The sequence below is a fragment of the Bradyrhizobium sp. USDA 326 genome (assembly GCF_049739485.1).
In the GTDB taxonomy this organism is placed as follows: domain Bacteria; phylum Pseudomonadota; class Alphaproteobacteria; order Rhizobiales; family Xanthobacteraceae; genus Bradyrhizobium.
Window position 1 is genome coordinate 7,489,391 of the sequence record NZ_JBMGQA010000001.1, and the last position, 24,577, is coordinate 7,513,967.

General features: G+C 63.5%; 28 protein-coding genes. 9 read left to right on the plus strand and 19 right to left on the minus strand.

Annotated elements, in window-relative coordinates; all coding sequences use genetic code 11:
* Nucleotides 1–119: 119 nt before the first annotated feature.
* A complete protein-coding gene (locus ABIG06_RS35570; RefSeq protein WP_370140341.1) occupies nucleotides 120–1,355 on the minus strand; it encodes an acyl-CoA dehydrogenase family protein in 1,236 nt (411 codons plus the stop codon).
* A 313-nt stretch (nucleotides 1,356–1,668) separates the two neighbouring features.
* On the opposite strand from ABIG06_RS35570, the gene ABIG06_RS35575 reads away from it, so the two are divergent.
* Nucleotides 1,669–2,340, plus strand: coding sequence for a TetR/AcrR family transcriptional regulator (locus ABIG06_RS35575; protein ID WP_124157642.1), 672 nt, complete (start codon nucleotides 1,669–1,671; stop codon nucleotides 2,338–2,340).
* An 82-nt stretch (nucleotides 2,341–2,422) separates the two neighbouring features.
* On the opposite strand, the gene ABIG06_RS35580 is transcribed toward ABIG06_RS35575, so the two are convergent.
* From ABIG06_RS35580 to ABIG06_RS35630, 11 genes are all read right to left on the minus strand, one after another.
* Nucleotides 2,423–2,638 carry a hypothetical protein gene (locus ABIG06_RS35580; protein ID WP_124157641.1) on the minus strand — a complete coding sequence of 72 codons (216 nt, stop codon included), beginning with the start codon at nucleotides 2,636–2,638 and terminating at the stop codon, nucleotides 2,423–2,425.
* A gap of 177 nt (nucleotides 2,639–2,815) precedes the next feature.
* Nucleotides 2,816–4,045, minus strand: coding sequence for a CaiB/BaiF CoA transferase family protein (locus ABIG06_RS35585; protein ID WP_370140342.1), 1,230 nt, complete (start codon nucleotides 4,043–4,045; stop codon nucleotides 2,816–2,818).
* 191 nt (nucleotides 4,046–4,236) lie between these two features.
* Nucleotides 4,237–5,442: an MFS transporter gene (locus ABIG06_RS35590; protein WP_370140343.1), complete on the minus strand. Its 1,206-nt coding sequence runs from the start codon at nucleotides 5,440–5,442 to the stop codon at nucleotides 4,237–4,239.
* A gap of 122 nt (nucleotides 5,443–5,564) precedes the next feature.
* Nucleotides 5,565–5,735, minus strand: coding sequence for a hypothetical protein (locus ABIG06_RS35595; protein ID WP_370140344.1), 171 nt, complete (start codon nucleotides 5,733–5,735; stop codon nucleotides 5,565–5,567).
* A gap of 42 nt (nucleotides 5,736–5,777) precedes the next feature.
* The gene (locus tag ABIG06_RS35600; protein ID WP_061030115.1) at nucleotides 5,778–5,981 is read right to left on the minus strand and encodes a hypothetical protein; all 204 of its coding nucleotides are present in this window, start codon (nucleotides 5,979–5,981) and stop codon (nucleotides 5,778–5,780) included.
* 26 nt (nucleotides 5,982–6,007) lie between these two features.
* Complete coding sequence (locus tag ABIG06_RS35605) at nucleotides 6,008–7,342, minus strand: PQQ-dependent sugar dehydrogenase (RefSeq protein ID WP_370140345.1); 1,335 nt, start codon at nucleotides 7,340–7,342, stop codon at nucleotides 6,008–6,010.
* Nucleotides 7,339–7,791: a DUF2231 domain-containing protein gene (locus ABIG06_RS35610; protein ID WP_370140346.1), complete on the minus strand. Its 453-nt coding sequence runs from the start codon at nucleotides 7,789–7,791 to the stop codon at nucleotides 7,339–7,341. Before ABIG06_RS35610 ends, ABIG06_RS35605 begins: the two co-directional genes overlap by 4 nt.
* A 163-nt stretch (nucleotides 7,792–7,954) precedes the next feature.
* Nucleotides 7,955–8,128 carry a hypothetical protein gene (locus tag ABIG06_RS35615; protein ID WP_246790101.1) on the minus strand — a complete coding sequence of 58 codons (174 nt, stop codon included), beginning with the start codon at nucleotides 8,126–8,128 and terminating at the stop codon, nucleotides 7,955–7,957.
* Nucleotides 8,129–8,256: 128 nt separating this feature from the next.
* A complete protein-coding gene (gene polX, locus ABIG06_RS35620; RefSeq protein WP_124157636.1) occupies nucleotides 8,257–9,969 on the minus strand; it encodes a DNA polymerase/3'-5' exonuclease PolX in 1,713 nt (570 codons plus the stop codon).
* 168 nt (nucleotides 9,970–10,137) lie between these two features.
* Nucleotides 10,138–11,388 (minus strand): nicotinate phosphoribosyltransferase, encoded by a 1,251-nt coding sequence (locus ABIG06_RS35625; RefSeq protein ID WP_370140347.1) that lies wholly within the window; start codon nucleotides 11,386–11,388, stop codon nucleotides 10,138–10,140.
* A 40-nt stretch (nucleotides 11,389–11,428) separates the two neighbouring features.
* Nucleotides 11,429–12,094 carry a phosphoribosyltransferase gene (locus tag ABIG06_RS35630; protein WP_370140348.1) on the minus strand — a complete coding sequence of 222 codons (666 nt, stop codon included), beginning with the start codon at nucleotides 12,092–12,094 and terminating at the stop codon, nucleotides 11,429–11,431.
* A 101-nt stretch (nucleotides 12,095–12,195) separates the two neighbouring features.
* On the opposite strand from ABIG06_RS35630, the gene ABIG06_RS35635 reads away from it, so the two are divergent.
* Complete coding sequence (locus ABIG06_RS35635; RefSeq protein WP_370140349.1) at nucleotides 12,196–13,263, plus strand: hypothetical protein; 1,068 nt, start codon at nucleotides 12,196–12,198, stop codon at nucleotides 13,261–13,263.
* 16 nt (nucleotides 13,264–13,279) lie between these two features.
* Here the strand turns inward: ABIG06_RS35635 and ABIG06_RS35640 are convergent, their stop codons facing one another.
* Both ABIG06_RS35640 and ABIG06_RS35645 read right to left on the minus strand, forming a co-directional pair.
* Nucleotides 13,280–14,308 (minus strand): ribose-phosphate diphosphokinase, encoded by a 1,029-nt coding sequence (locus ABIG06_RS35640; RefSeq protein ID WP_370140981.1) that lies wholly within the window; start codon nucleotides 14,306–14,308, stop codon nucleotides 13,280–13,282.
* Nucleotides 14,309–14,337: 29 nt separating this feature from the next.
* On the minus strand, nucleotides 14,338–14,904 hold the full coding sequence (locus ABIG06_RS35645) for an HPF/RaiA family ribosome-associated protein (RefSeq protein ID WP_124157633.1): 567 nt from the start codon (nucleotides 14,902–14,904) through the stop codon (nucleotides 14,338–14,340).
* Nucleotides 14,905–15,078: 174 nt separating this feature from the next.
* On the opposite strand from ABIG06_RS35645, the gene ABIG06_RS35650 reads away from it, so the two are divergent.
* The 4 genes from ABIG06_RS35650 (at nucleotide 15,079) to ABIG06_RS35665 (ending at nucleotide 17,455) form a co-directional block, all read left to right on the plus strand.
* Nucleotides 15,079–15,507: a DUF2267 domain-containing protein gene (locus ABIG06_RS35650; protein WP_194393317.1), complete on the plus strand. Its 429-nt coding sequence runs from the start codon at nucleotides 15,079–15,081 to the stop codon at nucleotides 15,505–15,507.
* A gap of 18 nt (nucleotides 15,508–15,525) precedes the next feature.
* Complete coding sequence (locus ABIG06_RS35655; protein WP_370140350.1) at nucleotides 15,526–16,191, plus strand: dienelactone hydrolase family protein; 666 nt, start codon at nucleotides 15,526–15,528, stop codon at nucleotides 16,189–16,191.
* Nucleotides 16,192–16,329: 138 nt separating this feature from the next.
* A complete protein-coding gene (locus ABIG06_RS35660) occupies nucleotides 16,330–16,758 on the plus strand; it encodes a universal stress protein (protein WP_124157630.1) in 429 nt (142 codons plus the stop codon).
* A 160-nt stretch (nucleotides 16,759–16,918) separates the two neighbouring features.
* Nucleotides 16,919–17,455, plus strand: a complete 537-nt coding sequence (locus ABIG06_RS35665; protein WP_370140352.1) for a flavin reductase family protein — start codon at nucleotides 16,919–16,921, stop codon at nucleotides 17,453–17,455.
* Between the two features lie 48 nt (nucleotides 17,456–17,503).
* Here the strand turns inward: ABIG06_RS35665 and ABIG06_RS35670 are convergent, their stop codons facing one another.
* The 5 genes from ABIG06_RS35670 to ABIG06_RS35690 form a co-directional block, all read right to left on the minus strand.
* Complete coding sequence (locus tag ABIG06_RS35670; RefSeq protein ID WP_124157628.1) at nucleotides 17,504–17,695, minus strand: hypothetical protein; 192 nt, start codon at nucleotides 17,693–17,695, stop codon at nucleotides 17,504–17,506.
* A gap of 120 nt (nucleotides 17,696–17,815) precedes the next feature.
* On the minus strand, nucleotides 17,816–18,088 hold the full coding sequence (locus ABIG06_RS35675; protein ID WP_370140354.1) for a hypothetical protein: 273 nt from the start codon (nucleotides 18,086–18,088) through the stop codon (nucleotides 17,816–17,818).
* A 226-nt stretch (nucleotides 18,089–18,314) separates the two neighbouring features.
* Entirely contained in the window at nucleotides 18,315–19,124 is an 810-nt protein-coding gene (locus ABIG06_RS35680; RefSeq protein ID WP_370140355.1) for an N-acyl homoserine lactonase family protein, read from the minus strand.
* A 104-nt stretch (nucleotides 19,125–19,228) separates the two neighbouring features.
* Nucleotides 19,229–19,618 (minus strand): carboxymuconolactone decarboxylase family protein, encoded by a 390-nt coding sequence (locus tag ABIG06_RS35685; protein ID WP_008557256.1) that lies wholly within the window; start codon nucleotides 19,616–19,618, stop codon nucleotides 19,229–19,231.
* 40 nt (nucleotides 19,619–19,658) lie between these two features.
* Entirely contained in the window at nucleotides 19,659–21,203 is a 1,545-nt protein-coding gene (locus tag ABIG06_RS35690) for an MmgE/PrpD family protein (protein ID WP_370140356.1), read from the minus strand.
* Nucleotides 21,204–21,243: 40 nt separating this feature from the next.
* Here ABIG06_RS35690 and ABIG06_RS35695 point away from each other — a divergent pair, with 40 nt between their 5' ends.
* The 3 genes from ABIG06_RS35695 to ABIG06_RS35705 all read left to right on the plus strand — a co-directional run bounded on the left by ABIG06_RS35695 (nucleotide 21,244) and on the right by ABIG06_RS35705 (nucleotide 24,577).
* A complete protein-coding gene (locus ABIG06_RS35695) occupies nucleotides 21,244–22,137 on the plus strand; it encodes an NAD(P)-dependent oxidoreductase (RefSeq protein WP_370140357.1) in 894 nt (297 codons plus the stop codon).
* A gap of 30 nt (nucleotides 22,138–22,167) precedes the next feature.
* Complete coding sequence (locus tag ABIG06_RS35700) at nucleotides 22,168–23,562, plus strand: MmgE/PrpD family protein (RefSeq protein WP_424578551.1); 1,395 nt, start codon at nucleotides 22,168–22,170, stop codon at nucleotides 23,560–23,562.
* A 79-nt stretch (nucleotides 23,563–23,641) separates the two neighbouring features.
* Nucleotides 23,642–24,577, plus strand: coding sequence for a branched-chain amino acid ABC transporter permease (locus ABIG06_RS35705; RefSeq protein ID WP_024341824.1), 936 nt, complete (start codon nucleotides 23,642–23,644; stop codon nucleotides 24,575–24,577).

Genomic DNA, 24,577 nt, shown 5'->3' on the forward strand with positions numbered 1-24,577 from the left:
CTCTTCGCTCCGAACATGATCCTAATCGGTAACCGCTGAGGCACTTGCGTCAAGCGGTTACCGCAATTGGATCATGTCCCGTCGTTCTTCAAGTCGGGAGCGCCGCAGGGCTCCCCCGCTTAGTGATTGGGAGAGTTGGCATACTTCCGAACTTCGAGCCTGGCAATGGCGCGATTGTGGACTTCGTCCGGACCGTCGGCGAGACGGAGCGTGCGGATGTGGGCGTAGTCCTTGGCAAGGCCGGCCTCGTCCGACACACCGCCGCCGCCGAACGCCTGGATTGCCTCGTCGATGATCTTCAGCGCCATGTTGGGTGCTGCGACCTTGATCATGGCGATCTCGGCCTGCGCGGTCTTGTTACCGACCTTGTCCATCATGTCGGCCGCCTTGAGGCAGAGCAGACGCGTCATCTCGATGTTGGTGCGGGCTTCGCCGATGCGCTGCTCCCACACGGAGTGCTCGACGATCTTCTTGCCGAAGGCGGTGCGCGAGGTGAGCCGCTTCACCATCTTCTCCAGCGCCTCCTCGGCCTTGCCGATGGTGCGCATGCAGTGATGGATGCGGCCCGGACCGAGGCGGCCCTGCGCGATCTCGAAGCCGCGGCCTTCGCCGAGCAGGATATTCTCCTTCGGCACGCGCACGTTCTCGAGCAGCACCTGGGCGTGGCCGTGCGGGGCGTCGTCGAAGCCGAACACCGGCAGCATCTTCTCGACCTTGATACCGGGGGTGTCGAGCGGAACCAGGATCTGCGACTGCTGCTGGTGCTTGGCCGCCTTGAAGTCGGTCTTGCCCATCAGGATCGCGATCTTGCAGCGGGGATCGCCGACGCCGGACGACCACCATTTGCGGCCGTTGATGACGTAGTGATCGCCGTCGCGCTCGATGCGGGTCTCGATGTTGGTGGCGTCGGACGAGGCGACCGCAGGTTCCGTCATCAGGAAGGCCGAGCGGATCTCGCCGTCCATCAGCGGACGCAGCCATTTGCGCTTCTGCTCCTTGGTGCCGTAGCGCATGAACACTTCCATGTTGCCGGTATCAGGCGCCGAGCAGTTGAACACCTCCGAGGCCCAGGTGATGCGCCCCATCTCTTCGGACAGGAGCGCGTATTCGAGATTGGTCAATCCCGCACCACGGAATTCATCATCTTCATGCTCGTTCGGCGGCATGAACATGTTCCAGAGGCCTTCGGCCTTCGCCTTCTTCTTGAGGTCTTCCAGCACCGGGATGACCTTCCAGCGGTCGCCGCTCTTGTCCTGCTGGTCGTAGATCGGCACCGCCGGGCGCACGTGCTTGGCCATGAAGGACCGCACGCGGTCGAGCCATTCCTTCTGCTTGGTCGACAGATCAAAATCCATGGGACGCTCCTCGTTTCTCTCTCGCTGGTCCTTTTGCGCCGGACTGTCCTCCCGCCGCGCGCGGCCCGCAAGCGCGAATGCGCAAACTTGCGAGGTGCACAGGAACCCATCGCACTTGCGAATGAGTCTTGATTGCGGATTGACTTTTCCCGGCCTTCAAACGATAGTTTCATACAACTGTTTGAATTGCAACTCCCTCGCTCACGACGTCATTCCGGGGCAGCCCGCAGGGCTGAACCCGGAATCTCGAAATGTGGCGCGAGATTCCGGGTTCAACGCTGACGCGTCGCCCCGGAATGACGGGACAAGAACCATGGCCAGCGATCATACGAGGTCTGCCATTCTCGCCGCCGCCGAACGGCTCTATGCCGATCGCGGCTTCGGCGACGTGACGCTGCGCGACATCGTCGCGGAGGCCAATGTCAACCTGGCGGCGGTGAACTATCATTTCGGCTCGAAGGACGAGCTGATCGCGGAACTGTTCGTCACACGCTCGATTGCCACCAACCGCGAGCGCCTGCGCGAATTAAAGGCGGCGGAAGAGCAAGGCGGCGGCCGCGCGCCGATCGAGGTGATCTTGCGCGCCCTGGTCGGCCCGACCTTGCGCGGCTGCCTTGGCCCGCAGAACCAGCGCTCCACCGCAGCGCGCTTCATGATCCGCGCCTCGATCGAATCCGTGCCGCCGATCCGCCGCATCAAGAACCGCGAGATCGACCATTTGCGGAAATTCGCCGGCGCAATGCGCCGCGCCCTGCCCGAGCGCAGCGACGTCGATATCTACTGGGGCCTCAACTTCGCGCTCGCGATGGCGCACCACACCATCCGCGAGAGCGAGCGGCTGACCAAGCTGTCGGAAGGCAAATGCGATCTCGACGACGTCGAGGACGTGGTCGCGCGCGTGGTCAGCGTCGCGACGATGGCGCTGACCGCGGGGCGGACGGAGAGCAAGGCGCCGGTGCGAGCACTGGCACGCGATGCACGCTGATCGATGAGCCCGATCAAAGCAGGGGCGAGGCACTCCCGCGCGGGAAAAGACACCTGAATTTGCGCGGCTGCCGCCGGCGGGCTTAGACCCGCTGCGGCATCTCCTCGGCCTCTTCCTTGGCGAGCAGCAGCAGCATCTCGATACCCATCTCGCCTTCCTGCGGCGATCGGATGAACTTTATTTCGTCGGCGCTCTGCCGCAACGCGGCAATGATCGCGATGGCCTGATTGGCGGTGGCCGCCTCGGTCGCCAGAATGGCCTTCTGGTCCTTGGCCTGGAACCCGATCGTGTAGGACATTCGCTTCCCTCCCGAACTCAAGTGGAGAGATCGAATCAGAGTCGGACGCAAAACGGAAGCCTGTGCGACTACGGAGCGGGATTATCTGGGGATGCGGGCAAGCTTCAGGCAAGCCCCGGTAGCGCGCGTGCGTCCTCGGCCGTCGCACGGTCGCGCCGAGGCTCACGTTCCCTCCGGCTAGATGATCCCCTGCTGCTTCAGCTGCTGGATCTTGCCAGCATCATAGCCGAGCTTGCCACTGAGCACTTCCTCGGTGTGCTCCCCTAGCAGCGGCGGAGCGCGGTAGGTCTCGATCGGCGTCTCCGAGAGGGTCAACGCGTTGCGAACCAGCGAAAGATCCGGCTTGAAGGGGTGATCGACCTTTACCCGCATGCCGCGCGACTGGACGTGCGGGTCGGAAAACACCTGCTCGAAATTGTTGATCGGACCTGACGGCACACCCGCCTCCTCGAGCTTCTCCAGCCAGTAGGCCACCGGCTGTTTCAGGAACAGGCCGGCGAAGATCGCCATGATCTCCTTGCCGTGCACGACGCGGTCGTTGTTCTTGACGAAGCGCGGATCGTTCGCGAGCTCGGGCTCGCCCAGCACGGCGCAGGTGCGCTGAAACTGGCCGTCATTGCCGACCACCAGCATCAACTCGCCGTCGGCGCAGCGGAACACCCCGGCCGGCATGCCGCCATTGCCCCAGGTGCCGCGGCGCGGCGGCGTCTTGCCGTTGACGAGATAGATCTGCAGCCAGTGCGACAGGGATGCGATGACGGTGTCGAACAGGCACACGTCGATGTGCTGTCCCTGTCCGCCATTGGCGTCGCGATGGTAGAGCGCCGAGAGAATCCCGATCGACGCGTTCATGCCGGTCATGTAGTCGACGATCGACGGGCCGACCTTCATCGGGCCCTCGCCCGGCTCGCCGTCGATATGGCCGGTGACGCTCATCAATCCGCCCATCGCCTGCAGGATGGCATCATAGCCGGCACGCGGCGCATAGGGCCCGGTCTGGCCGAAGCCCGTCACCGAGCAATAGATGATGCCGGGATTGATCGCCTTGATGGTCTCGTAGTCGAGGCCGTAGCGCTTGAGATCCCCGACCTTGTAGTTCTCCATGAAGACGTCGGCGTCCTTGGCGAGCTCCCGGACGATCGCCTGCCCTTCCGGCTTGGCGATGTTGACGGTGACGGACTTCTTGTTGCGGTTGGCGCAGAGGTAGAACGAGTTGTTGTTGTTGGCCTTGCCCTCAGGGTCGTTCAGGTAGGGCGGTCCGAAGGCGCGCGCGTCGTCGCCGGTGCCCGGCCGCTCGATCTTGATCACCTCCGCGCCGAGATCGCCCAGCATCTGGGCCGACAGGGGCCCGGCCAGCACGCGGGTGAGGTCAAGGATCTTGATGCCTGAGAGCGGCAAGGCCGACATGTCGGTTTCCTCCGGGGAACTGAATCTTAGAGCTGATTTGGCGCGGCGGCGAGATCGAAGGCCGCGCTCCCTGCGGATACACTATTTTCGTGCCATGAGCACTGCACTGACGGCATACGGCCATCTCCTGCGGGGCAGCGGCGCCAATTCCCGCTCGCAACTTTCCGCGCCGCGAATATCGCCTCGACGTCTCAGGTTGCGGCCGCCGCGACCACCCGCGGTCGGCGGCGGCCGAGCAGGACCAGGATCAGCACCGTGGCGCAGGAAAAGACGAAGGTGAGACCGAGCGCACCGCGGCTGCCGAACGCGGCCAGCAGGCCGACGAGGAGCGGCGGCGAGATGGCGGAGGCCAGATTGAGCGGCAGCGCGATCATCGACATGGCCTTGGCGAACTCGGCCTTGTCGTAGAACACGAGCGGGATGGTTGCACGCGCCACCGCCATCGCGCCGCTGCCGGCGCCATAGAGCAGGATGAAGACCGCGACCGCCCAGGTGGCGCCCTCGCCCATCATCAGGAGCAGCATGGAGATCGGCAATGCGGTGCCCGCCACAAGCCCGGTGGTGATCCCGTCCCATCGGCCGCCGCCGAGGAAATCCAGCCCGCGGGCGCTGACCTGGATCACGCCCAGCATCGAACCGAACGCCAGCGCCTGAGCCGGCGCCAGCCCCTCCGCCCGCAACAGCTCGATCAGGACGGCGCTGATGCCGAAATTGACGAAGGCGTTCAGCGTGATCGCGGCTACGACGAGGCCGAACGTGCTCCTTGGAATCGCAGGCGGCCGCGACCGCCTTGTCGGCTCGGCGCCCTCGTCCTCCGCGACGGACCGGCGCGGCGCGAAAAACGCATAGAGCGGGAGACTGACGACGAGCAACATCGCCGCGTAGATGAGGCATGTCCCCCGCCAGCCGAGGTGACCGCTCAGGAACGAGGTGGTCGACCAGAAGATGCTGCTGGACAAGCCCGTCACCAGCATGAGCGCGCCGATCGCGCTCTTGGCCCGCCGCCCCGCGACCTCGTTCAGCATGATATAGGCGCCCGTCGACAGCGTGGCGCTGCCGGCCATGCCGAGCACGATCCACGCTGCAAAATAGAGCATCGGCTCGCGCGCGAGCGAGAGCAGCACGAAGCCCGGCGCAGTGACGATCGTGCCGACCATCATGACCGTCCGCGCACCATGCCGCGCAAACGATTTGGCGAGCAACGGGCCGCACAGCCCCATCGAGACGTAGAGAACGGATGTCCCGGCGAACACCGCCGGCAGGCTCATGCCGAGATCGGCCGCGAGATCGCGTCCGACGATGGCGGGAAGGCCTATCGTGCCCCATCCGACCAATTGCGTGATCGCGAGCACCAGCAGGACGCCGATCAGCCTGCCGTCAGATTTCAAGAACCGCATTCCAAACGTCGCCTGCCGCCAGGCGCAGATCGCGCCGGCTCACCTTCCTTACCTGCAGATTGATGTCACGGGAATGTCGGTTCCGAATGGCACCGCGGCGCCAGCCGCAGAGCAAACCCGCATCACGCCGTGTGACCGGGATCGATGTGCTTCGGCGTCTTCTTGGCGCGCTGCGGTGTCATTTTGGCCGGGTCAGGCGCGCCGGGCACGCCGCGCGGACCGAGCTGCTCGCGCTGGATGTCGTCCTCGGACTGGGACGGCTCGACGTCGTTCTGCTCACGGGGCTTGGTCACCTCGGCCTCCTTCTCTCGCACGCTTTTCTGCCGCCAGACGCTCTACACACCGAGCGCGTTGTCGCCGGCTTCGCGGCCAGGCACGCTGACATGGACTTCATGTCCCTCGCGAAGGGCCAGGGATGCCGCGGCCACCGCGGACTCGAAGGCGGCTTCCTTGGTGGCGTATCTGCTCTTGACGTCGCCGTCATGTAGCACGCCCCATTCGTCCTGCACCGGTACGATGGCATATTGAGCAAGGCCCATTGTCGAACTCCTCCCGTTCTCGATGTCTAATGTTGCGTCAGTTGCGGATGCGCCGCGCTCACCCGCCAGACCGTGTTGCCGCTGTCGTCTGCGACCAAAAGCGCGCCGGTCTTATCGATGGCGACACCGACCGGACGGCCACGCGCCTGGTTGTCGCTGTTGAGAAAGCCCGTGACGATGTCTTGCGGCGGGCCGCTCGGCTTGCCGTCCGTGAACGGCACGAACACGACCTTGTAGCCGTTGAGCACGTGCCTGTTCCAACTGCCGTGCTCGCCGACAAACGCGCCGCCGCGATAGGCCGCCGGCAGACCGGTGCCGGTGTTGAAGGCGAGCCCGAGCGGCGCGACATGCGAGCTCAGGGCATAGTCCGGCACGATCGCCTTGGCCACGAGATCCGGCCGTTCCGGCTTGACGCGGGGATCGACGTGCTGGCCGAAATAGCTGTAAGGCCAGCCGTAGAATCCGCCATCCTTCACCGAGGTCATGTAGTCAGGTACGAGATCGGGGCCGAGCTCGTCGCGCTCGTTCACAACCGTCCACAGCGCGCCGGACTGCGGCTCGAAGCTGAGCCCGTTGGGATTGCGCAGGCCGCTTGCGAATACACGCCAGCGGCCGCTGGCGCGATCGATCTCGAGGATGGCGGCGCGGTTGTGCTCGGCCTCCATGCCGTTCTCGGTGATGTTGCTGTTGGAGCCGACGCCGGCATAGAGCTTCGAGCCGTCGGGGCTCGCCACCAGGCTCTTGGTCCAGTGATGGTTGATCGGTCCGCCCGGCAGCGGCGTCAGCACCGTGCCCGGCGCGGTGATCTTCGTATCCCCTTCCGTATAGGGATATCTGACGATGGCGTCGGTGTTGGCAACATAGAGATCGTTGCCGACCAGCGCGACGCCGAACGGCGAATTGAGATGGTCGAGAAAGACGCTTTGCGTGTCCGGCACGCCGTCACCATTGCTGTCGCGCAGCAGCGTGATGCGATTGCTCGGGCCAGTATCGCCGCCGGAGGTCGCCCAGGACTCGACGAAGCCCATCACAATCTCTTTGGGCCGCTTGATCGGCGCGCCCTTCGGCGCCTTGGATTCCACCACCAGCACATCGCCATTGGGCAACACGTAGAGCGAGCGCGGGTGCTGCAAGCCCGTGGCAAAGGCCTTGGCCTGCAAGCCTTGCGCCACCGTCGGCGTCTCGTCCTTCTTCCAGCCGACGATGCGGGCGATATGGATCGGCGGCAGCAGATATTGCTGGATGTCGGGGAGTGTCGGGTTGGCGCCGACTTGCGCACTGGGATCGCCGCTGCCGTCATTGCAGCCGGCCAGAAACAGCAGCGACGAGCACAGCAGCGCGTGGGTGAACAAGTGCTTCATCGCGCAACTCCCACGCCGTGGCGATAGACCATGGCCCAGCCGAGCCAGCCCGTGACCGGCAGGATCAGCACGGTGATCGCGGACAGAACGAGCCCGCTCGGCCACACCGAGGTCCAGGCATCGCGCGTGTGGATCATCGTGTTGAAGATCGCCAGGATCAGCACCACCGCATTGCCGATCAAATGCGGCCAGGCCGGCGCCTGCGCCCGCACCAGCCGGTTACCGAGGAAATCGGTCAGGCCCGCGATGGCCGCCAGCACGCCGAAGATGACGCCGACGAGCAGAAGCCAGGCCGAAAAATCCGCCCACATGATCTCGGCGCTGACGACATAGGCGATGTCGGTCAGCAGCGCCCCGACAAAACACGCGATCGGGATCGGCACCAGCATCGGATGAATGGGATGACCCGCGATCTGCGCGGTGCTGCGCACGCGCACGTCTTCTTGCACGATTGGCCTCGTGTGACCTTTGGCCCCTGCCCGTGCGGCCAACTCAGGCTAGCGATGAAGGTTCCTACCGTTGTGCAGCAAGCCTTGCGCAGACCTCACACGCCGCCCCTGCGCGCTTTTTGTCGCGAGTTTCAGGCCCCAGGGCATGAAACTCGACGCAGCCTCATCCGCTGATCGGCTTGACGTCGATAACATCTCCGTCATCGACGTGGTCCCGAATCGCTTCGAGCTCTGCCGCATTGATCTCAAGCAGCCACTTTCTCCACTCCCGCGGATGTCCCTCCGGGGCGGCGAGTTCGCCGCCCGCCGTGTACCGGTACTTCGCCAGCGCGCCCATGGCCCGTTCCATTGCGCTCCCGTCCCTCAAGGTTACAACGCACCGCATCAGAAACCTCACGTGTTTCAATTATTGATAAGGATTCCACGGCGGCCCGGCGTCACATTGACGGGGATCAAAGAGTCAAATCAGCGCCTCAACCGTCTTCGCAGACTGGACAAAGGCAGCGTATTGATCACGTCGGATGGCCCTAGCCAGCCGCGGCGTGCCTGATCGACACCAAATCGCATGTTGTCGAAACCAGCCACCGCATGCGCGTCGGTCGAGATGGCGAGCTTGACGCCCGCCGATTTGGCCGCATGGGCGTGAATGTCCATGAGGTCCAGCCTGTCGGGATCGGCGTTCAGCTCGAGACAACAACCGCGAGCGGCGGCGGCCGCGACCATCGCCTCGACATCCACCTCGTAGGGTTCGCGCTCGCCGATGAGCCGCCCAGTCGGGTGGGCAATGATGGACACGTGCCCGTTGTCCATCGCACGGATGATGCGCTCGGTCTGCAGTTTGCGAGACATATCGAACTTGTAGTGCACGGCCGCGACGACGATATCGAGCCGCGACAGGATCTTGTCCGGCAGATCGAGGTGCCCATCGGCAAGGATGTCGACCTCCGCTCCCTTGAGGACGACAAAGCCGCCCAGTTTCTCGTTCAGTCGATCGATTTCATCGATCTGCCGGCCCAGCCTTGCGGCATCCAGACCATGCGCCACCGTGACATGTTGGCTGTGGTCCGTGATGGCGATGTAGTCGTAGCCTCTGGCTTTCGCCGCGGCCGCCATGTCCGCAACCGGCGCCGTACCATCGCTCCAGTTGGAATGGACATGCAGGTCGCCCCTGATATCGCCTAGCGCAATCAGCCTGGGAAGCTTACCGGCTCTTGCGAGCGCGATCTCGCCGCGGTCCTCGCGCATTTCCGGCGGAATCGCTGCAAGGCCGAGCTTGCGGTAGATCTCCTCCTCGCTCGCGCCTGCAATGCGCCGCTCGCCGTCGAACAGGCCGTATTCGTTGAGCTTCCAGCCACGATCGTTGGCAAGGCCGCGCAGGGCAATGTTATGCGCCTTCGACCCCGTGAAATACATCAGCGCCGCCCCGTAACTCGCCTTTGGGACGACCCGCAGATCGACTTGAAGGCGAGAGCGAAGGACTACTGTCGTTCTGGTCGGGCCGTGCGCGAGGACCTTGGCGACATTCTCGTACCTGGTAAGCTTGTCGCCGATCGCCGCGCCGCCGTGCGCGGCCACGACAATGTCGAGATCACCCACGGTATCGCGCCTGCGGCGATAGCTTCCGGCAACCGCGATCTGATCCGGCTTGGTACTGCGCAGATAATTCAACAGCGCCTCCGCTTCAGCCTCGGCCTCTGAGAGCTTAAAGCGCCTTTCCGCCTGCGGCTTGGCCAGCGCAGCCGCGAGCTTCTCCTCGCTCTTGGCTCCGAAGCCTTTCAGCTCCCGCAATCGTCCCGACCTGATCGCCCGGCGCAAATCCTCGAGCGAACGGACACCCAGCTTGTCGTACAGCAGCTTCACTCGCTTGGGACCGAGCCCGGGAAGCGCGGCAATCTCACCGAGATCACCCGGCAGCTCGCGCTTGAGCCGGTCGAGCACATCGAATTTGTGCGTCGCGACGATGGTTTCGATCTTGCCCGCGAGATCCTTGCCGATCCCCGGTAGCTCGGAAAGATCCTCGCCTGCTTTCAGCAAACTCGTGATGCTCTTCGGCAGGCGCTCGATCAGACGGGCCGCATTTCGATAGGCGCGGGAACGGAAAGGATTGTCGCCCTTGATCTCCAGGAGCTCGGCGGTTTGGTCGAACATCTCGGCGATTTCAGCGTTCTGAACCGGCACAGGCGCTCTCCATGCCGTAATACGCTAGGCGCACACCGGGCGTTCGCTTTGATCCAGATCAGAAGGACTTGCGGCAGAGGCCTATCTCATTCTCAGGTCGACAGCGGCTGCCATTTGTTGGAGCCGGGGCGCCACCTGGACGGGATACGACGAGCGGCTTTGAAGGCCTTAGAAACCTCTCGGCAATCGTTCCAACTGCGTCCGGGCGTAGGCGCGGATGTCCTGGAGCGGCGGCTGACGCGCGATCGGACGACCCTGTTGCAGCACAGGGACGATCAGGGCCTCTCCTTCTTGAACGTCGTCTTCTGTCGACAGAACGTCCGACGCCATATAGCCGTCGGCATCGTAGCGGCGCCACACCTGCTTGCGGCCGGGCCAGGTCGCCTTGCCGGTCGAACGCTTCCGCCGCGGCTCGCCGGCATATTCCTGCAGCTTATAGGCGCAATCGAGCGCCGGTACGTCGGACGACGTCGCCAGGCTGGTGCCGATCCCGATGCCGTCGATGGGAGCGGCCTCGTGGACAAAGGACAACAACGTTTCTTCCTCGATGCCGCCGCTGACGAAGATGGTGACGTCGTTGAGGCCACCCTCATCAAGGATCTGCCTCACACTTCTCGAGAGCGCCACCAGATCGCCGCTGTCGATCCGCACCCCGCGGATCGTAATTCCGAGCGCCCGCAGCCGCGGAGCCAAGGTCACGACCTTCCTGGCCGCCACCTCGGTGTCGTATGTGTCGATCAACAGCACGAGGTCCTTCGGACGCGCGCGCGCAAACGCTTCGAAGGCGGCCATCTCGTCGTCGAACGACTGGATGAATGAATGCGCCATCGTGCCATAGGCAGGAATCCCGAAGCATTTTTCCGCGAGAACTGTGGCGGTGCCGGCAAAGCCCCCGATATAGCTGGCCCGCGCAGCCAGAAGACCGGCTTCGGCGCCATGGGCCCGGCGCAGCCCGAAGTCAACCAGCAGCTTGTCCGGTGCGAGCAGCGCCATGCGGGCGGCCTTGGACGCGATCAGCGACTGGAAATGCAACACGTTGATCAGCCGGGTTTCGAGAAGCTGAGCTTCGGGGAGCGGCGCCGTGACGCGGAGGATCGGTTCGTTGGCGAAGAACACCGTGCCTTCCGGCATAGCATGAACGTCGCCGCTGAACTGGAAATCGGAGAGATAGTCGATCAGGCGCGCGCTGAACCTGCCGCTGCGGATGAGCCAGCTCAATTCGTCATCGGAAAAGCGCAGACCTTGGAGGAATTCCAGCGCCTGCTCGAGCCCTGCCGCCATCAGGAAATTGCGCTGCGGCGGAAGCTTGCGGACGAAGAACTCGAAGACCGCGGTCCCGGTCTGTCCCGCCTCCAGGTAGGCCTGCACCATGTTCAACTGGTACAGATCGGTCAGGAGTGCGCTTGGTGACGTGTCCATGCCAATCCCGGAAATTCTCGTCTCCCGGCAGCCTGAAAGCTCACGAGGTTGGTGCCGTCGTCTTCTTAGCCGGGAACCGCTTCAGGATTGCGACGACTTCGTCATCGCTGACCTGGCTGAAATCACGGTAGTAGTAGCCGATCGCGCCAAAGTCGCGCGGCGTATCCAGGCAAACGATCGCGTCGACCTCTCCGTGCAGTCGCTGCAGCGTCTCGAGAGGCGCCACCGGTACTGCGAGGATCAGTTCCTTTGGCCCCCGATTTCGCAGCGCCCGGATCGCTGCGAGGGTCGTCGCGCCTGTCGCAATGCCGTCGTCGACGATGATCGCGACCTGTCCCTTGACGTCGGACCGGGCGCGATTGCCCAGATAACGTTCGCGTCGCCTGTCGATCTCGACAAGCTCCTCCTTGCAGATGGCGTCGAACGTCTCCTCGCTCACGCCGGTCAAATCGACGACGTCCTGGTTGTGAACGATGACAGGCTCCTCCCCGTCCACGACCGCGCCCATCGCAAGTTCCGGCTGCATGGGCGCGCCAATCTTGCGCACCAAAACCAGATCGAGGGGCGCTTCCAACCGTTCCGCCACCTCCGCCGCCACGGGAACGCCGCCGCGCGGCAGTGCCAGGACCACGGGATGGCGGTTCTTGTACTTCACCAAGGCTTCGGCCAACTGGCGGCCGGCATCGTTTCTGTCTCGAAACAGCATATCGGCAGATCCGCTTGAATTCGGCTCAGACTATTGCGCAAGCGGCAGGGATCGTTGATCAGCGTCAAACCGTATCGCTGTTCGTTTGGCAATAAGTTGTCATGCTGGAGCGTCAGGACGAAGTTTCGATCGAGGATGCCGCGAACGACAGCATCTCTGCCTTGATCCGCAAGGTCGCTTTCCTGAGCCGACCCGAGAGCTACAGCCCCGTTCCCGACCGCCTTCAGGTGCGCGAGACCCACATGTCCTGGGTCTTCATGGACGGCGCGCGGGTCTACAAGCTCAAGAAGCCGGTGCGCTTTCCCTATCTCGATTTCTCCACGTCGGCTCGCCGAAGGACCGCGTGCCTGGCGGAAGCCAGCCTCAACCGCCGGCTTGCGCCTGACGTCTATCTCGGCGTCGTGCCCCTGACGGAAAGTGCCTCGGGCTACGCGATCGGCGGCCACGGTCCAGCCGCTGACTGGCTTGTCGTGATGCGCCGGCTGAACGAGGATGAAACGCTCGAAGCCATGCTTCGCAGCGTCAAAGCTCGCAACGCCGACGCCGAGCAGCTGGCGACCGTTCTCGCGCGCTTCTATTCGCATGCCCCGCGGGTCCTGATCGAGCCGGAAACTTACCTCGCCTCGCTGCACGAAGCCGCCATCCTTGATTGGCGAGTTCTCCTGAACAGAAGCTTCGGCCTGCCGCATGGCACGATCCTGCGTGTCGCGTCCGCTCAACGGCGATTTCTCGAACAGGATTCTCAAACACTTGTCGAACGGGTCTCGCGAAGGCTCGTCGTCGATGGTCACGGCGACCTGAGGCCGGAGCACATCTGGCTGACGCCTCCTTATTCCATCATCGACTGTCTCGAGTTCAATTCCCGTTTGCGAGCCGGCGATGCATTGGACGAGATCGCGTTTCTGCATCTGGAATGCGAGCGGCTCGGCGGCCGATGGTTCGGTGACGCGATCCGCCGACGGTTGGCACGCACGCTGCAAGACGATCCCGCGAGCGGCGTATTCCTGTTTTATCGAATTGGTCGCGCGATGCTGAGGGCACGCTTGTCCATCGCGCATTTGCTCGATGAGCACCCGCGCACACCCGATAAATGGCCCCGCCTCGCGCGTGCCTATCTCGCCCTCGCCGAAGCCGACGCAAGGCGGCTCGAACGGCTGCTCGTCCCATGATCGAAGCAAGGCTCCGTCAGGCCTGGTACATCAACAGATCGGCCAGAGATTCGTTCTGATGTAGCCGTCTGATGGCTTCGGCGAGCAGCGGAGCCGCCGAGATCACCTCGAGCTTGGCACGCACAGGCCCGGGAGGAAGCCTGAACGGCGGAACGGTGTCCGTGGCGATGATGTGATCGATCGAGACGTCCGCAAGTGTCGTCTCGGCCCCCGGCATGAACAAGCCGTGGGCAACACACGCAACGACGGTTGTCGCGCCATGCGCCCGCGCCGCTTTTGCCGCACGGACCAGGGTTCCCCCGCTGCTGATCAGGTCATCGACCACGACACAGAATGCATCCGTCACATCACCGGCAAACAGGTCGCCGGACACCCGGCCCGAGCTGCGATGCTTCTCGACGAAGGCCTTTCCTATTGGCCTCCGCAACGCCTTCTCAAGAGCCTCGCGCAACAGATCGGCTCGCTTTCCACCACCCAGATCCGGGGACACGACGCTGATTGGCCTGTCGCCTGCGATCGACCTGATCTTTTCGATCAGCAGCGGCGCCGTCGTGAGTGCAACGGAAGGACAGCGAAAGGCGTTCTCGAAGGCAGCTTCGTTGTGGACGTCCAGCGTCACGATCCTGCTCGTACCGACGGCCTCGAACAGGGACGCCAGATAGCGGATGGTCACGGGATCATTATCCTTGGTTCGGCGATCCTTTCGCGCATAGCAAAGATATGGCGTGACCGCAGTCACGCTCGTGGCGCCCGCGTCCTTCAGCGCGCCGACCAAGAACAGCAGACGACAAAGCTTGTCATTCGGGCTTTCGACGGGGCCACCATGAAGACTGTGAACGACATAGACGTCGCAACCGGCCACCACATCGAGCGGACGGATTTTGTGCTCGCCGTCGCCAAAGCTGCGCTCTTCATGAGCAGCCAGCGTGCAGCCCAACGATGTCGCGATGCGCTCGCCCAACTCGGTGCTGCCGTCCAGGGCGAACAGGCGCAGCCGATCGCTACGGGTCAATGCGGTCCGAGGCATCCAGCTACTATCCATCATGGGCACTCCACAATGCGATGATGGAGCACCTAGGTCCGCAAGCCGTGCTTGTTCAGAACCCTGACTGTGCTGGCCTGCGGCCCCTTGTCTCCGAGCTCCTCAACAAAGCTGACTTGCGAGCCAACCGCGATGTTCGCGCGCCCCTCCACAACGCTGTTGCAATTGAAATAAATCTCTTGGCCGTCGGTCCCTTCCAAAAAGCCGAACTCGCCGCTGGGATCGATACGCACGACGGTTCCAACCGGCTCTCCGTCGTGGAGCTTAGTCTGGCCTTGCATCACACGCACCTGGTCCTGCAGCTGCCGCCGCGCGCGCTTGAATGCATCGTCCACCGCAAAGGTGAGATCGGCGTACCGCTCGTCCTCCTTGGGTGTCCGTCCGACATTGACCTCGCGCCCTTCGGGAAGGGACAGCCGGATGCTCACCTGGTACTGACCGCCTGTCTTGTGACGGTTACCGGGGCCTCTCACGATAATGCGGCCCGCTGTCGCTCGACCGTAGCGCTTTTCCAGCTCGGCGATGTGCCCGTCGATCGCAGCTTGCAGCTTCGGGGACGGCATCACGTGTTCGAATTCGATTTGAGCCGGGGTTTGCATGGTTACGCTCCTCCTGTCAGGCGATTAGTCTGAGCACACGATGCGTCCAGAGCTTTGCGCGAGATCAATCCGATGCGACTGGCAATCCAGGTGGGGAACCTTGCGGCACATCAAAGCAGGCCGGCCCGAGCCTGCAGATAATCGCCGACCTGTCTCTGATCCGGGAGCAACATCATGAGCACATCCACGGGTGTGACTGCGTTGGACCATTCGGTCCAGGAAACAAATGTCTGGCTCAAGGCCATCGACGAGCAGCTGGCCCTGGAAAACCGTCATCAAGCCTACAATGCGTTGCGAGCCGTCCTGCATGCGTTGCGCGATCGCCTGCCGCCGGAAGTCGCTGTCAAGCTCGGGGCTCAGCTGCCGATCATGGTGCGCGGCATCTACTACGAGGGCTGGCACATGGCGGCAACGCCGACCAAGGAACGGCACATCGAGGAGTTTGCGGCACATGTCGCCAGGGAGCTTCCGCCGCAGTTCCCCATCACTGCGCTCGGGGCAGCCCGCGGCGTTTACGAAGTGCTGTGGGAGAAGTTGGATCCCGGCGAATTCGAGAAGTTGATGGCCCATCTTCCGGCGCCGCTCAAAAATCTGCAGGGCTGACCGGACCGTGGACGATTCATGAAACGCGACCGATCGCTCGACGTTCTCATTCCGCCGCTGGGGCTGGCAGGAACGCTGACGCTGCCGGAAAAGGCTCGTGGCCTGGTCGCGTTTGCGCACGGCAGTGGCTCGAGCCGGTTCAGCACCCGGAATATTGCGGTCGCGCAGGGACTGAACGCACGCGGCTTCGCGACATTGCTATTTGATCTTCTCGCCCCGCAAGAGGAGCAGGACCGCTCGAACGTCTTCAATGTTGCAATGCTTGGACAACGGCTGGTCGCGGCTGTCGACTGGCTTCAAGGCCTTGAACCTGCGGTTGCCTGTCTCCCTGTCGGATTGTTCGGCGCCAGTACCGGCGCCGCGGCCGCCCTCATCGCGGCAGCTCAGTTGCCTCGCCGAATTGCCGCGGTGGTCTCTCGTGGCGGACGTCCGGATCTTGCCGGCGAAGCTCTGCCCCATGTTCGCGCGCCGACCCTGTTGATCGTCGGCGGCGCCGATCTCGGCGTGATCGAGCTCAACAAGGAGGCGCTCTCCTGGCTTGGCGGACCGTCGGCACTGGAAATCATTCCCAATGCAACGCACCTGTTTCCCGAGCCGGGCGCCATGAACGCCGTCATCGAACATGCCGGCCGATGGTTCGAGCGGCATCTGCAGGCGCCAACGTCAGTCCGCGTCGCAAGCTAGGGGAGAGACCATGCAGCTCCTGTCCAGTGCTTTTGCCGACCGATCGGCTATTCCGCGGCGCCCGGCACGGCCTGAGCAGGATCAGTTCGGTGCCGATCAACCGCCACAGAATGCTCAAAATGCCCAGGGGACTTTCTCATGACGAACATCATGGTGGCAACCGACGGATCGAGCGGCGCATGCCGCGCGATCGACGTGGCAGCAGAGCTCGCCAGAGCGTTGGCATGCGATCTCCTGATCGTCACGGTTGCCGATCGACTTCTGGGGGAAGAGGTTCGCCAACTTCCGCACACCGGAGCCACCGCCGGTGACCTATTGGAAGCGTTGACGGGGCAGACCCTCAAGGCCGCGCAAGCTCGTGCGCGCGAAGCAGGACCCATCCGCATTGAAGTTCGAACATGTTGGGGTGACGTCACGCAATCCCTGATCGATCTCGCGGCCCAGACGTCGACCAAGATGATCGTCGTGGGACGGCGCGGACGCGGCCAGCTGGCAGGCTTGCTGCTCGGCAGCGTCTCCCAGAAGCTCGTCAGCCTCGCTCCTTGCGCAGTCGTCGTCGTTCCCTAAAGCACGATCCGGAAACGTGCGAAGCGGTTCTCCGAAAGGATCATGCTCAAACAATAACCTAAAGCACGATGACGTTTCATCCGAATCTTATCGCGCTTTAGAGCCGAACGGCCGCAAACCGCGTCAATGCTCTCAGGCCGATCGGAAGGTGGCAGCCGGGATGGTTTTTCGACAACGCGCACTTTCGAAGGTCTACCAGCTGATCGAGCCCGGCCCCGTCGTTCTGCTGACGACGGCCAGCCGCGGGCGCCCCAATGTCATGACCATGTCGTGGCACATGATGGTGGAGTTCGAGCCGCCGCTCATCGCGTGCATCGTCAGCGAAGCCAATTTCAGCTTCGCCGCGCTCCGCTCGACTGGGCAAGCCGTGATCGCAATTCCGCCACGCAGCCTTGCCGATACGGTCGCCGGGATCGGCAATTGCTCGGGCCGCAACAGCGACAAATTCGAGCGCTTCGGGCTAACGCCTCTGCCGGCGACCCTGGTCGACGCCCCTCTGGTCAAGGAATGCTTCTGCAATCTCGAATGTCGCGTGACGGACACCAGCATGGTCGCGCGCTACAATCTGTTCGTTCTCGAGGTCCTCCGCGCATGGATCGATCCCGCCCGGAAGAATCCCAAGACGCTTCACCACCGCGGATACGGCGCCTTCGCCGTGGACGGCGCCACGATCAAGACGCAGTCCAAGATGAAGTAGTCGCGCAACGCGCGAGTCCGGAGCAACTCAGGCCGCGGGAGCGATGCTTCAGCGGTACCAGCAATGACCGCGCCGGCAGACGCGATGATGAGGATAGATCCAGCGCGGGCCCCAGCAGGAACGATACCAGTGATAGCCGGTCTCGCCCAACCGGTAGCAGCCGGCCACCGCGCTCGTGGGAGCTAACGCGCCGGTCGCTACGATCACAGCGGCGGCGGCGAACATGACAAGTTTCCGCATCTTGTTCTCCTCGAAGAGCCCAGAAGCGATGTATTTGTCTCGATTAACCGACGTTGCGCGTTGAGTTAAGTCAACCCATGAGAAAGCCTCGCCGCCGCTCGTTCATGGCCCCTCCGGACACTAGACATTATCCGCGGCAGGCGAGTTCAGCGCCAAGGGGCCCATCCGATCATCGCGTAGCGTCGCCAGGCGAAAGGGCAGATTGGAGCGGGTGAAGGAAATCGAACCCTTGTATTCAGCCAGAAAATCTTCGATTTTCTTTGCAGTCTCAATGCAATTCTGACAATTCACGGCTTTTTCGCTCGTTGAGATCGTTGGAGAATTCTTCGTTGTCAGAATGCCGTCGTGCCGGCTGTAGACCCGCAACACGGCGTACGCCTTGGTACGATCCACGACTTCACCTTAGCTCTGAACTTTCGGAAGTGGGCTGGGGATCTCAGCGAAGGGGACCAGTCCGCGCGCTTGCTGCAAGGGGCCCGTCATCTCCACCTAGCGAGAGCCAGCGTTAGCCAGCTAGCTCCAGCAATCGATATCCAATTGGAGCCAAATATCGAAAGATCTGTCCATCACTCTGGGAGAGAAGTTCGACAAGGATGCGCTGCGTGGTCCTCTCGCCGCCCTAGGAATGAGCAGGTCCGGACGGCGCTACATCCAAGCGGACCGCGATACCGTCCAGATCCGGGGTCGGCGCTGGATAATGCATCATGACGAGCGGATCGTGACCTGGAACGATGTGGTCCGCATCGGGCGCTGCGGCGCGCAGCTTGTCGAACCCCACCAGCATGTCGCCGACATGAAACGCCGTCGTAAAGGGACGCTCGCTAGTCAGGTTTTCGTAGAAGTGACTGACGTCGGAAGCGAGCACGACCGGACCGCGGCGCGTGTTGACCCGGACGAATTGAAGCCCGGCGGAATGTCCGCCCGCCGCATGGACCGTCAACCCGGGAGCGATCTCAGCATCGCCATCGTAGAACAGGACTCGGCGCGCATAGCTCAGCCGCACAATGCCGCAGACGTCCTCGACCTCGAAAGAATGCGACAACCTCGGATATTGCATGTAGCAGCCCGTGGCGTAGGCAAGCTCGCGCTCCTGGAGATGAAATCGTGCGTTCGGAAAGCGGTCGAAATTGCCGGCATGGTCGTAGTGCAGATGGGTGAGGACCACGTCCTTGATCTCGGCCGGCTCGATATCGAACGCCCCAAGAGCCTCCACCGGGCAGCGCAGGAATGTCCGCCTGCGCTGCTCCGCAATTTCGGCGTTGAACCCGGTATCGATGACGAAGGTGCGCCCACCTCCCCGCGCCAGCCACATGAAATAGTCCATCGGCATCGGCCCGTCATGCGGATCGCCGCCGATGAAGTGGTCGCTCCGCCTCGCGTCCCGCGTTGCGTAGCGGATCGCAAAGAGTTCGTATTCCGGATCAGCCATAGGGTCTTCCAATTGGGCAGCGGCGCTGCCTAAAGTGCGACGCAATTTTGATAATTGCCATCGCGCTGTTGTTTACGCATGATCGCACTTTTCCGGATCATGCTTCAGGAGCCTGCCGCGTCGACCTCGTTGAAGGCCTCGCGCGCGTTGCGGAAAGCGTCGATACCGGCAGGCACCCCGCAATAGACGGCAACCTGGAGCAGTATCTCCTTGATCTCCTCCTTGGTGAGCCCGTTCTTCAGCGCGCCCTTCACATGCAGCTTCAATTCGTGCGGTCGGTTCAACGCGCCCAGCATCGCGAGGTTGACGATCGAGCGCGTGCGCCGGTCGACGCCGGGCCGGGTCCACAGCGCGCCCCAACAGAACTCCGTGGACCACTCCGCCATCGTTCGCGTGAACTCGTCTGCACCGGCGATCGACTTGTTGACGTAGTCCTCGCCGAGGACCTCTTTGCGAACCTTGAGGCCTTTTTCGAACAGTTCGGTCTTGCTCATGATCGTCCCTTTCAGGTCTTGAGAGATTTAGGTTAGAAATTTATGCGGGCGACGTCGAAGCTGGCCGCAACGATCGGATGAGCTCGGCGACGTCATCCACCGCATCGAGGCGCCAGACCGCGTCAATGACGCGGTCGGCGTTCCAGTCGCTTCGACCGGTCCGTACGGCTTCGCGCAGCTTGGCTTCCAGATCGCGGTCTCCGAGCGGCGCGGCCTGACTGCCGCGCGGCGAGACGACGGTCTCGGTGAAGGCTTCCCCCGACGATAGGCGCAAGGTTACGCGCGCGGCGCCGTCTGGAATGTCGTCATCAAGCTGCGCCCTCACTTTCTGCCGCAGCTGGGCGATATCGGGCTGGACCACCGTCTCGCTTGCAAATTCAGCGACCCCGGCCCTGCCGAGCAGCAAGCCACACGCCACACAATGATGGATACTGACGCGCGCATCGCGCCCGTTGTTGACAGGACGATCGCCGCGGGCAAGCAGCAGAGCCGAGCCCTGGACGGTCACGGCGTCAATCTGGTCGAGCCGCCGGCCGATCTGCTCCCGCAATCTCAGACAGGCATCGATGACGGAATGGAAGACGATGCCGGCAGGATAAGGCTTGTAGGTATTCTTGGCGATCTCCCAGGTCTTGCCGAGACCATCAAGCAGGCGAGCAATATCCGGCTCATCACCCATGGTACGGGCCCAGCCGAGCGGGCCTTCAATGGCGCGCTGGGCCGCCTCATAACCCTGCTGGGCCAGCAATGCAGCAAACAGCCCGTTGCGCGCTGCGTTACCAACGCTGACATTTTTGGCGGCGCTCGGCAGGTTCTCGACATTGCCCGCCGACTGGCTCGCTGCGATTCCAATCGCGTTCGCAATCCCTTCCGCAGGTAGATCCAACAACTTTGCGCAAGCCGCCGCCGCACCAAAAATCCCGCAGGTCGAGGTGATGTGCCAGCCGCGCGCATAATGGCGCGGCGAAACGGCGTTGCCGATGCGGCACTCGACATCCACGCCGAGGACGAAGGCCGTCAGCACCTCGCGTCCCGACAGCCTGCGCGTCTCCGCTAGCGCCAGGATAGGAGCTGCGACCGGCGCTGCCGGATGGATGATTGTCTCCGGATGCGTGTCGTCGAAATCGAGCAGATTGGCCGAGACGGCGTTGAGAAACGATGCGCACATCGCGTCCATCGGCTGCGAATGACCGATGACCGTCGCGGTCGCGGCGCCGCTGAACGGCGACAGGGTCCGCATCGCCGCCATCACCACCGGATCGCGTGCGGAGCCGAGTGCCGTGGCGAAGAAATTCAGAATCGAGCGTCGCGCCTCGCCGCTCTGCGCCTCCACGTCCGCCCACGACGTCGCCGCGACGAAATCGGCGAGCGTCCTGCTCACGCTGGGAATCGGGTCTTGCGGCACGCGGGGCGTCTTCCTCGTTTTTCGGACCTTATGCCGATCCGCGGCAAACTGTCGACCCCAAATGTTATGCTTGACAGCTTGTCTGACAATCATAACAATCCGAACGCTGGCGCGGGGTCCCGCCGCCACAATGACGGCGGCCGTCCAGAACGGCCGGCGAACAGACAACGAAAAGATCAAGACGGCGCACCCTGCTGGGGCGCGCTACAGGGAGTGAACGATGGCGGGAGAGACGCTCGGTGTGATCGGAACGGGCCGCATGGGCGGCCCCATGGCGGCGCGGTTGATGGACGCGGGCTATTCGCTCGTCGTCTACGACACACAGACCGACGCCACGCAGCCGCTGGTCAGGCGCGGCGCCCTCGCCGGCAAGTCGCCCGCGGACGTCGCCTCCCGTGCCGACATCGTGCTCGCCAGCCTGCCGACACCTGACATCGTGAAGGCGGTGACGCTCGGCCAGGACGGCATCAGCAGCGGCAGCCGCGCGAAGATCGTGATCGACCTCTCGACCTCCGGACCAGGCGCGGCGAAGTTCGTCGCGGAAGGCTTGAAAGCGAAAGGCATGACGCTGGTCGATGCGCCCGTGAGCGGCGGCATCAAGGGCGCCGTCAACGGCACGCTGGCCGTGATGGTGTCGTGCCCGCAAGCGACCTATGAGACCGTGCAGCCGATCCTGAAGAATTTTGGCAAGCTGTTCTACACCGGCGACAAGCCCGGCGTGGCGCAGACGGCCAAGCTCGCCAACAATCTGATGGCGGCGGCGGCGCTGGTGATCACGTCGGAGGCCGTCGCCATGGGCGTCAAGGGCGGCGTCAACGCCAAGGTGCTGATCGACATCATCAACGCCAGCAGCGGCCGCAACAGCGCCTCCGAAGACAAATTCCCCCGCTCGGTGCTGCCGGGCACGTTCGATTTCGGATTCACCACCGGCCTTTCCTACAAGGATGTCCGTCTCTGCGTTGACGAGGCCGAGGCCATGGGCGTGCCGATGGTCTGCGGCGCGGTGGTACGGCAGATGCTGGCGATCACCAACGCCAAATACGGCGCGTCATCCGATTTCACCTCGATCGCCAAGGTGCTCGAGGAGTGGGCCGGGGTCGAGATGCGCGGCTGAGCGCAAGAGCCTTTGGGAGAAACACTTGCGATGACGAACGGCCCGACCGGATCCGGCAAGGTATCGCTCGCGCGCCAGATGGCGCGGAGCGCACTTGCTGTCGATCTCGGCGATTTCGGGTCCGAAGTCGTCGCCAAGGCCAAGCTCTGCCTGTTCGACTTCCTGTCTTGCGCTTTCGAGGCCGGCCGTCATCCGTGGAGCCGTCAGGCGGTTCAAATCGCATATGACGGCGGTTGCGCGACCATCATCGGGACCTCGCAACTCTCCTCGCCGGCCGACGCGGCGTTCGCCAACGCCGTGATGGGCCATGGTCTCGTGCGGGAAGACATGCATGCCGCCAGCATTGCGCACCACGGCGTGGTGATCTGGCCGACATTGCTCGCGCTGTCCGAACAGTCGCAGCTGCACGGCTCAAGGCTGCTCGCAGCGGCCATCATCGGCTATGAGACCGGCGCGCGGATCGGCCGCGCGTTGCTGACCTCCGATCTCGCCCGGCTCTATCGTCCGACCGGCCTCGTGGCCCCTCTGGGCGCGGCGCTCGCCGGAAGTTTCGCGCTCAACCTGTCCGAAGACGCAGCGACCAGCGCCATCGCGATTGCGGCCAACACGTCCAGCGGCCTGAACGAGTGGCCGCATGCCGGCGGCTCCGACATGTATTTTCATCCGGGCTTCGCCGCCGGCAATGCAATTAGGGCGATCAGCCTGGCCGCGGCCGGCGCCTTCGGCTCCGAAACGATCCTCGAAGGCGAGGCCGGCCTGTTCGCCGCCTATCGCCGCCAGGCTGCACCCGACAGCATCGCGCTGTTCCCGAATGGCGAATGCGAGATCACGGCCGTCTACAACAAGCCGGTCCCGGCCTGCAATTTCGCGCAGACCGCCGCGCAAGCGGCCCTTCGCGTCTCGCACGAGTTCGCCAACACCGACCAGATCGACCGCATCGTCATTCGCGCCCCCGATGCCGCCGTGCGCTATCCCGGCTGCGACTTCCTGGGGCCTTACCGGAACGCGCTCCAGGCCAAGATGAGCATTCCCTTCAGCGTCGCCGCGACGCTCGTGAGGGGCGAGATCGAGGAAGGCAACTACGCCGGACTCGGCGATGCCGACATCATCCGCCTGGTCTCCGTCACGGCCCTCGAGGCGGATCCCGGCTTCACCTCCGCGTTCCCGGGCAAGCAGGGCGCGGATGTGACCGTGCATCTGCGGAGCGGCCGGACCATCCGGCACACCTTGCCCGACGTCATCGCCGCAACACCTTCAGATATTCGCGCGCGCTTTCGCGCTGCCGCTCACGGAGTGCTCGGTGAGGACCGCGCGCACCGGCTGGAGCAACTCATCGAGACCTGCGAACGGCTCGGTAATGCCGGCGACATCGCAGCGCAATGCCGCCTGGACACGGCGGAACGGGTTTTACGATCGGCATCATAAGAAGTGCCGGAGAGTACGGGGGAAACATGGTCGACTTCGAGACCCGCTTAGGTTCGTCAGCCGCGCGGAGGCGAAGCTGATGGAAGGATTTCTGCAAGCGCTCGCCGCGGGCCTTCTGATCGGCGCCGTCTACGGCCTGATGTGCGTCGGGCTCGGCCTGATCTTCGGCGTCATGCGCGTCATCAACTTCGCCCATGGCGATTTCATGATGCTCGGCATGTACACCGCCTTCTATCTGTTCACCGCCGCCGGCGTTCAATCGTTCTTCGGCAATGCCGTCGGACCGTTCGTGGCGATCCTGCTCGCCGGGCCGGTGCTTGCCGTGTTCGGCTACTTCGTGCATCGGACATTGATATCCCACGTCTCGGGCACGCGCACGGCTTCGCTCGAAGGCGAAGGCCATTACGCCCAGCTCATCCTCACGCTCGGCATCGCGCTGATCCTGCAGAACGGCGGTCTGCTCGTGTTCGGCTCGGTGCTCGCCTCGATCCGCACGCCGCTGTCGAGCTCGGCCTGGGAGCTCGGCCCCTTCTTCGACATGAGCATCTTCCTCAACAAGGCCCGCAGCATCGACATGATCGTTTCGCTGGTCATGATGATCCTGCTTTCGCTGCTGATCACGCGCACGCGGATCGGCAAGTCGCTCCGCGCCGCCGCGGATAATCCGACCGCCGCGACCTATATGGGCATCGACGTCGACCGCGCGCACCGAACCGCCTTCGCGCTCGGCTGCGGCATCACGGCGATCGCCGGCGGCCTCCTCGCTACGAACTATCCGTTCCACCCGTTCGTCGGCCTCGAATACGTCATCGTCATGTATGCGGGCGTCGTGCTCGGCGGCATGGGCAGCATCATCGGCGCGTTCTGGGGCGGCATGACGATCGGGCTCGTGCAGCAGATGTCGACGCTGATCCTGCCGACGCAGTTGCAGAACGCCGCGATCTTCGCCGTCTTCCTCCTCATCATCTTCTTCCGACCGCAAGGCTTCTTCGGGCGGATGGTGGAGAGGACGTGA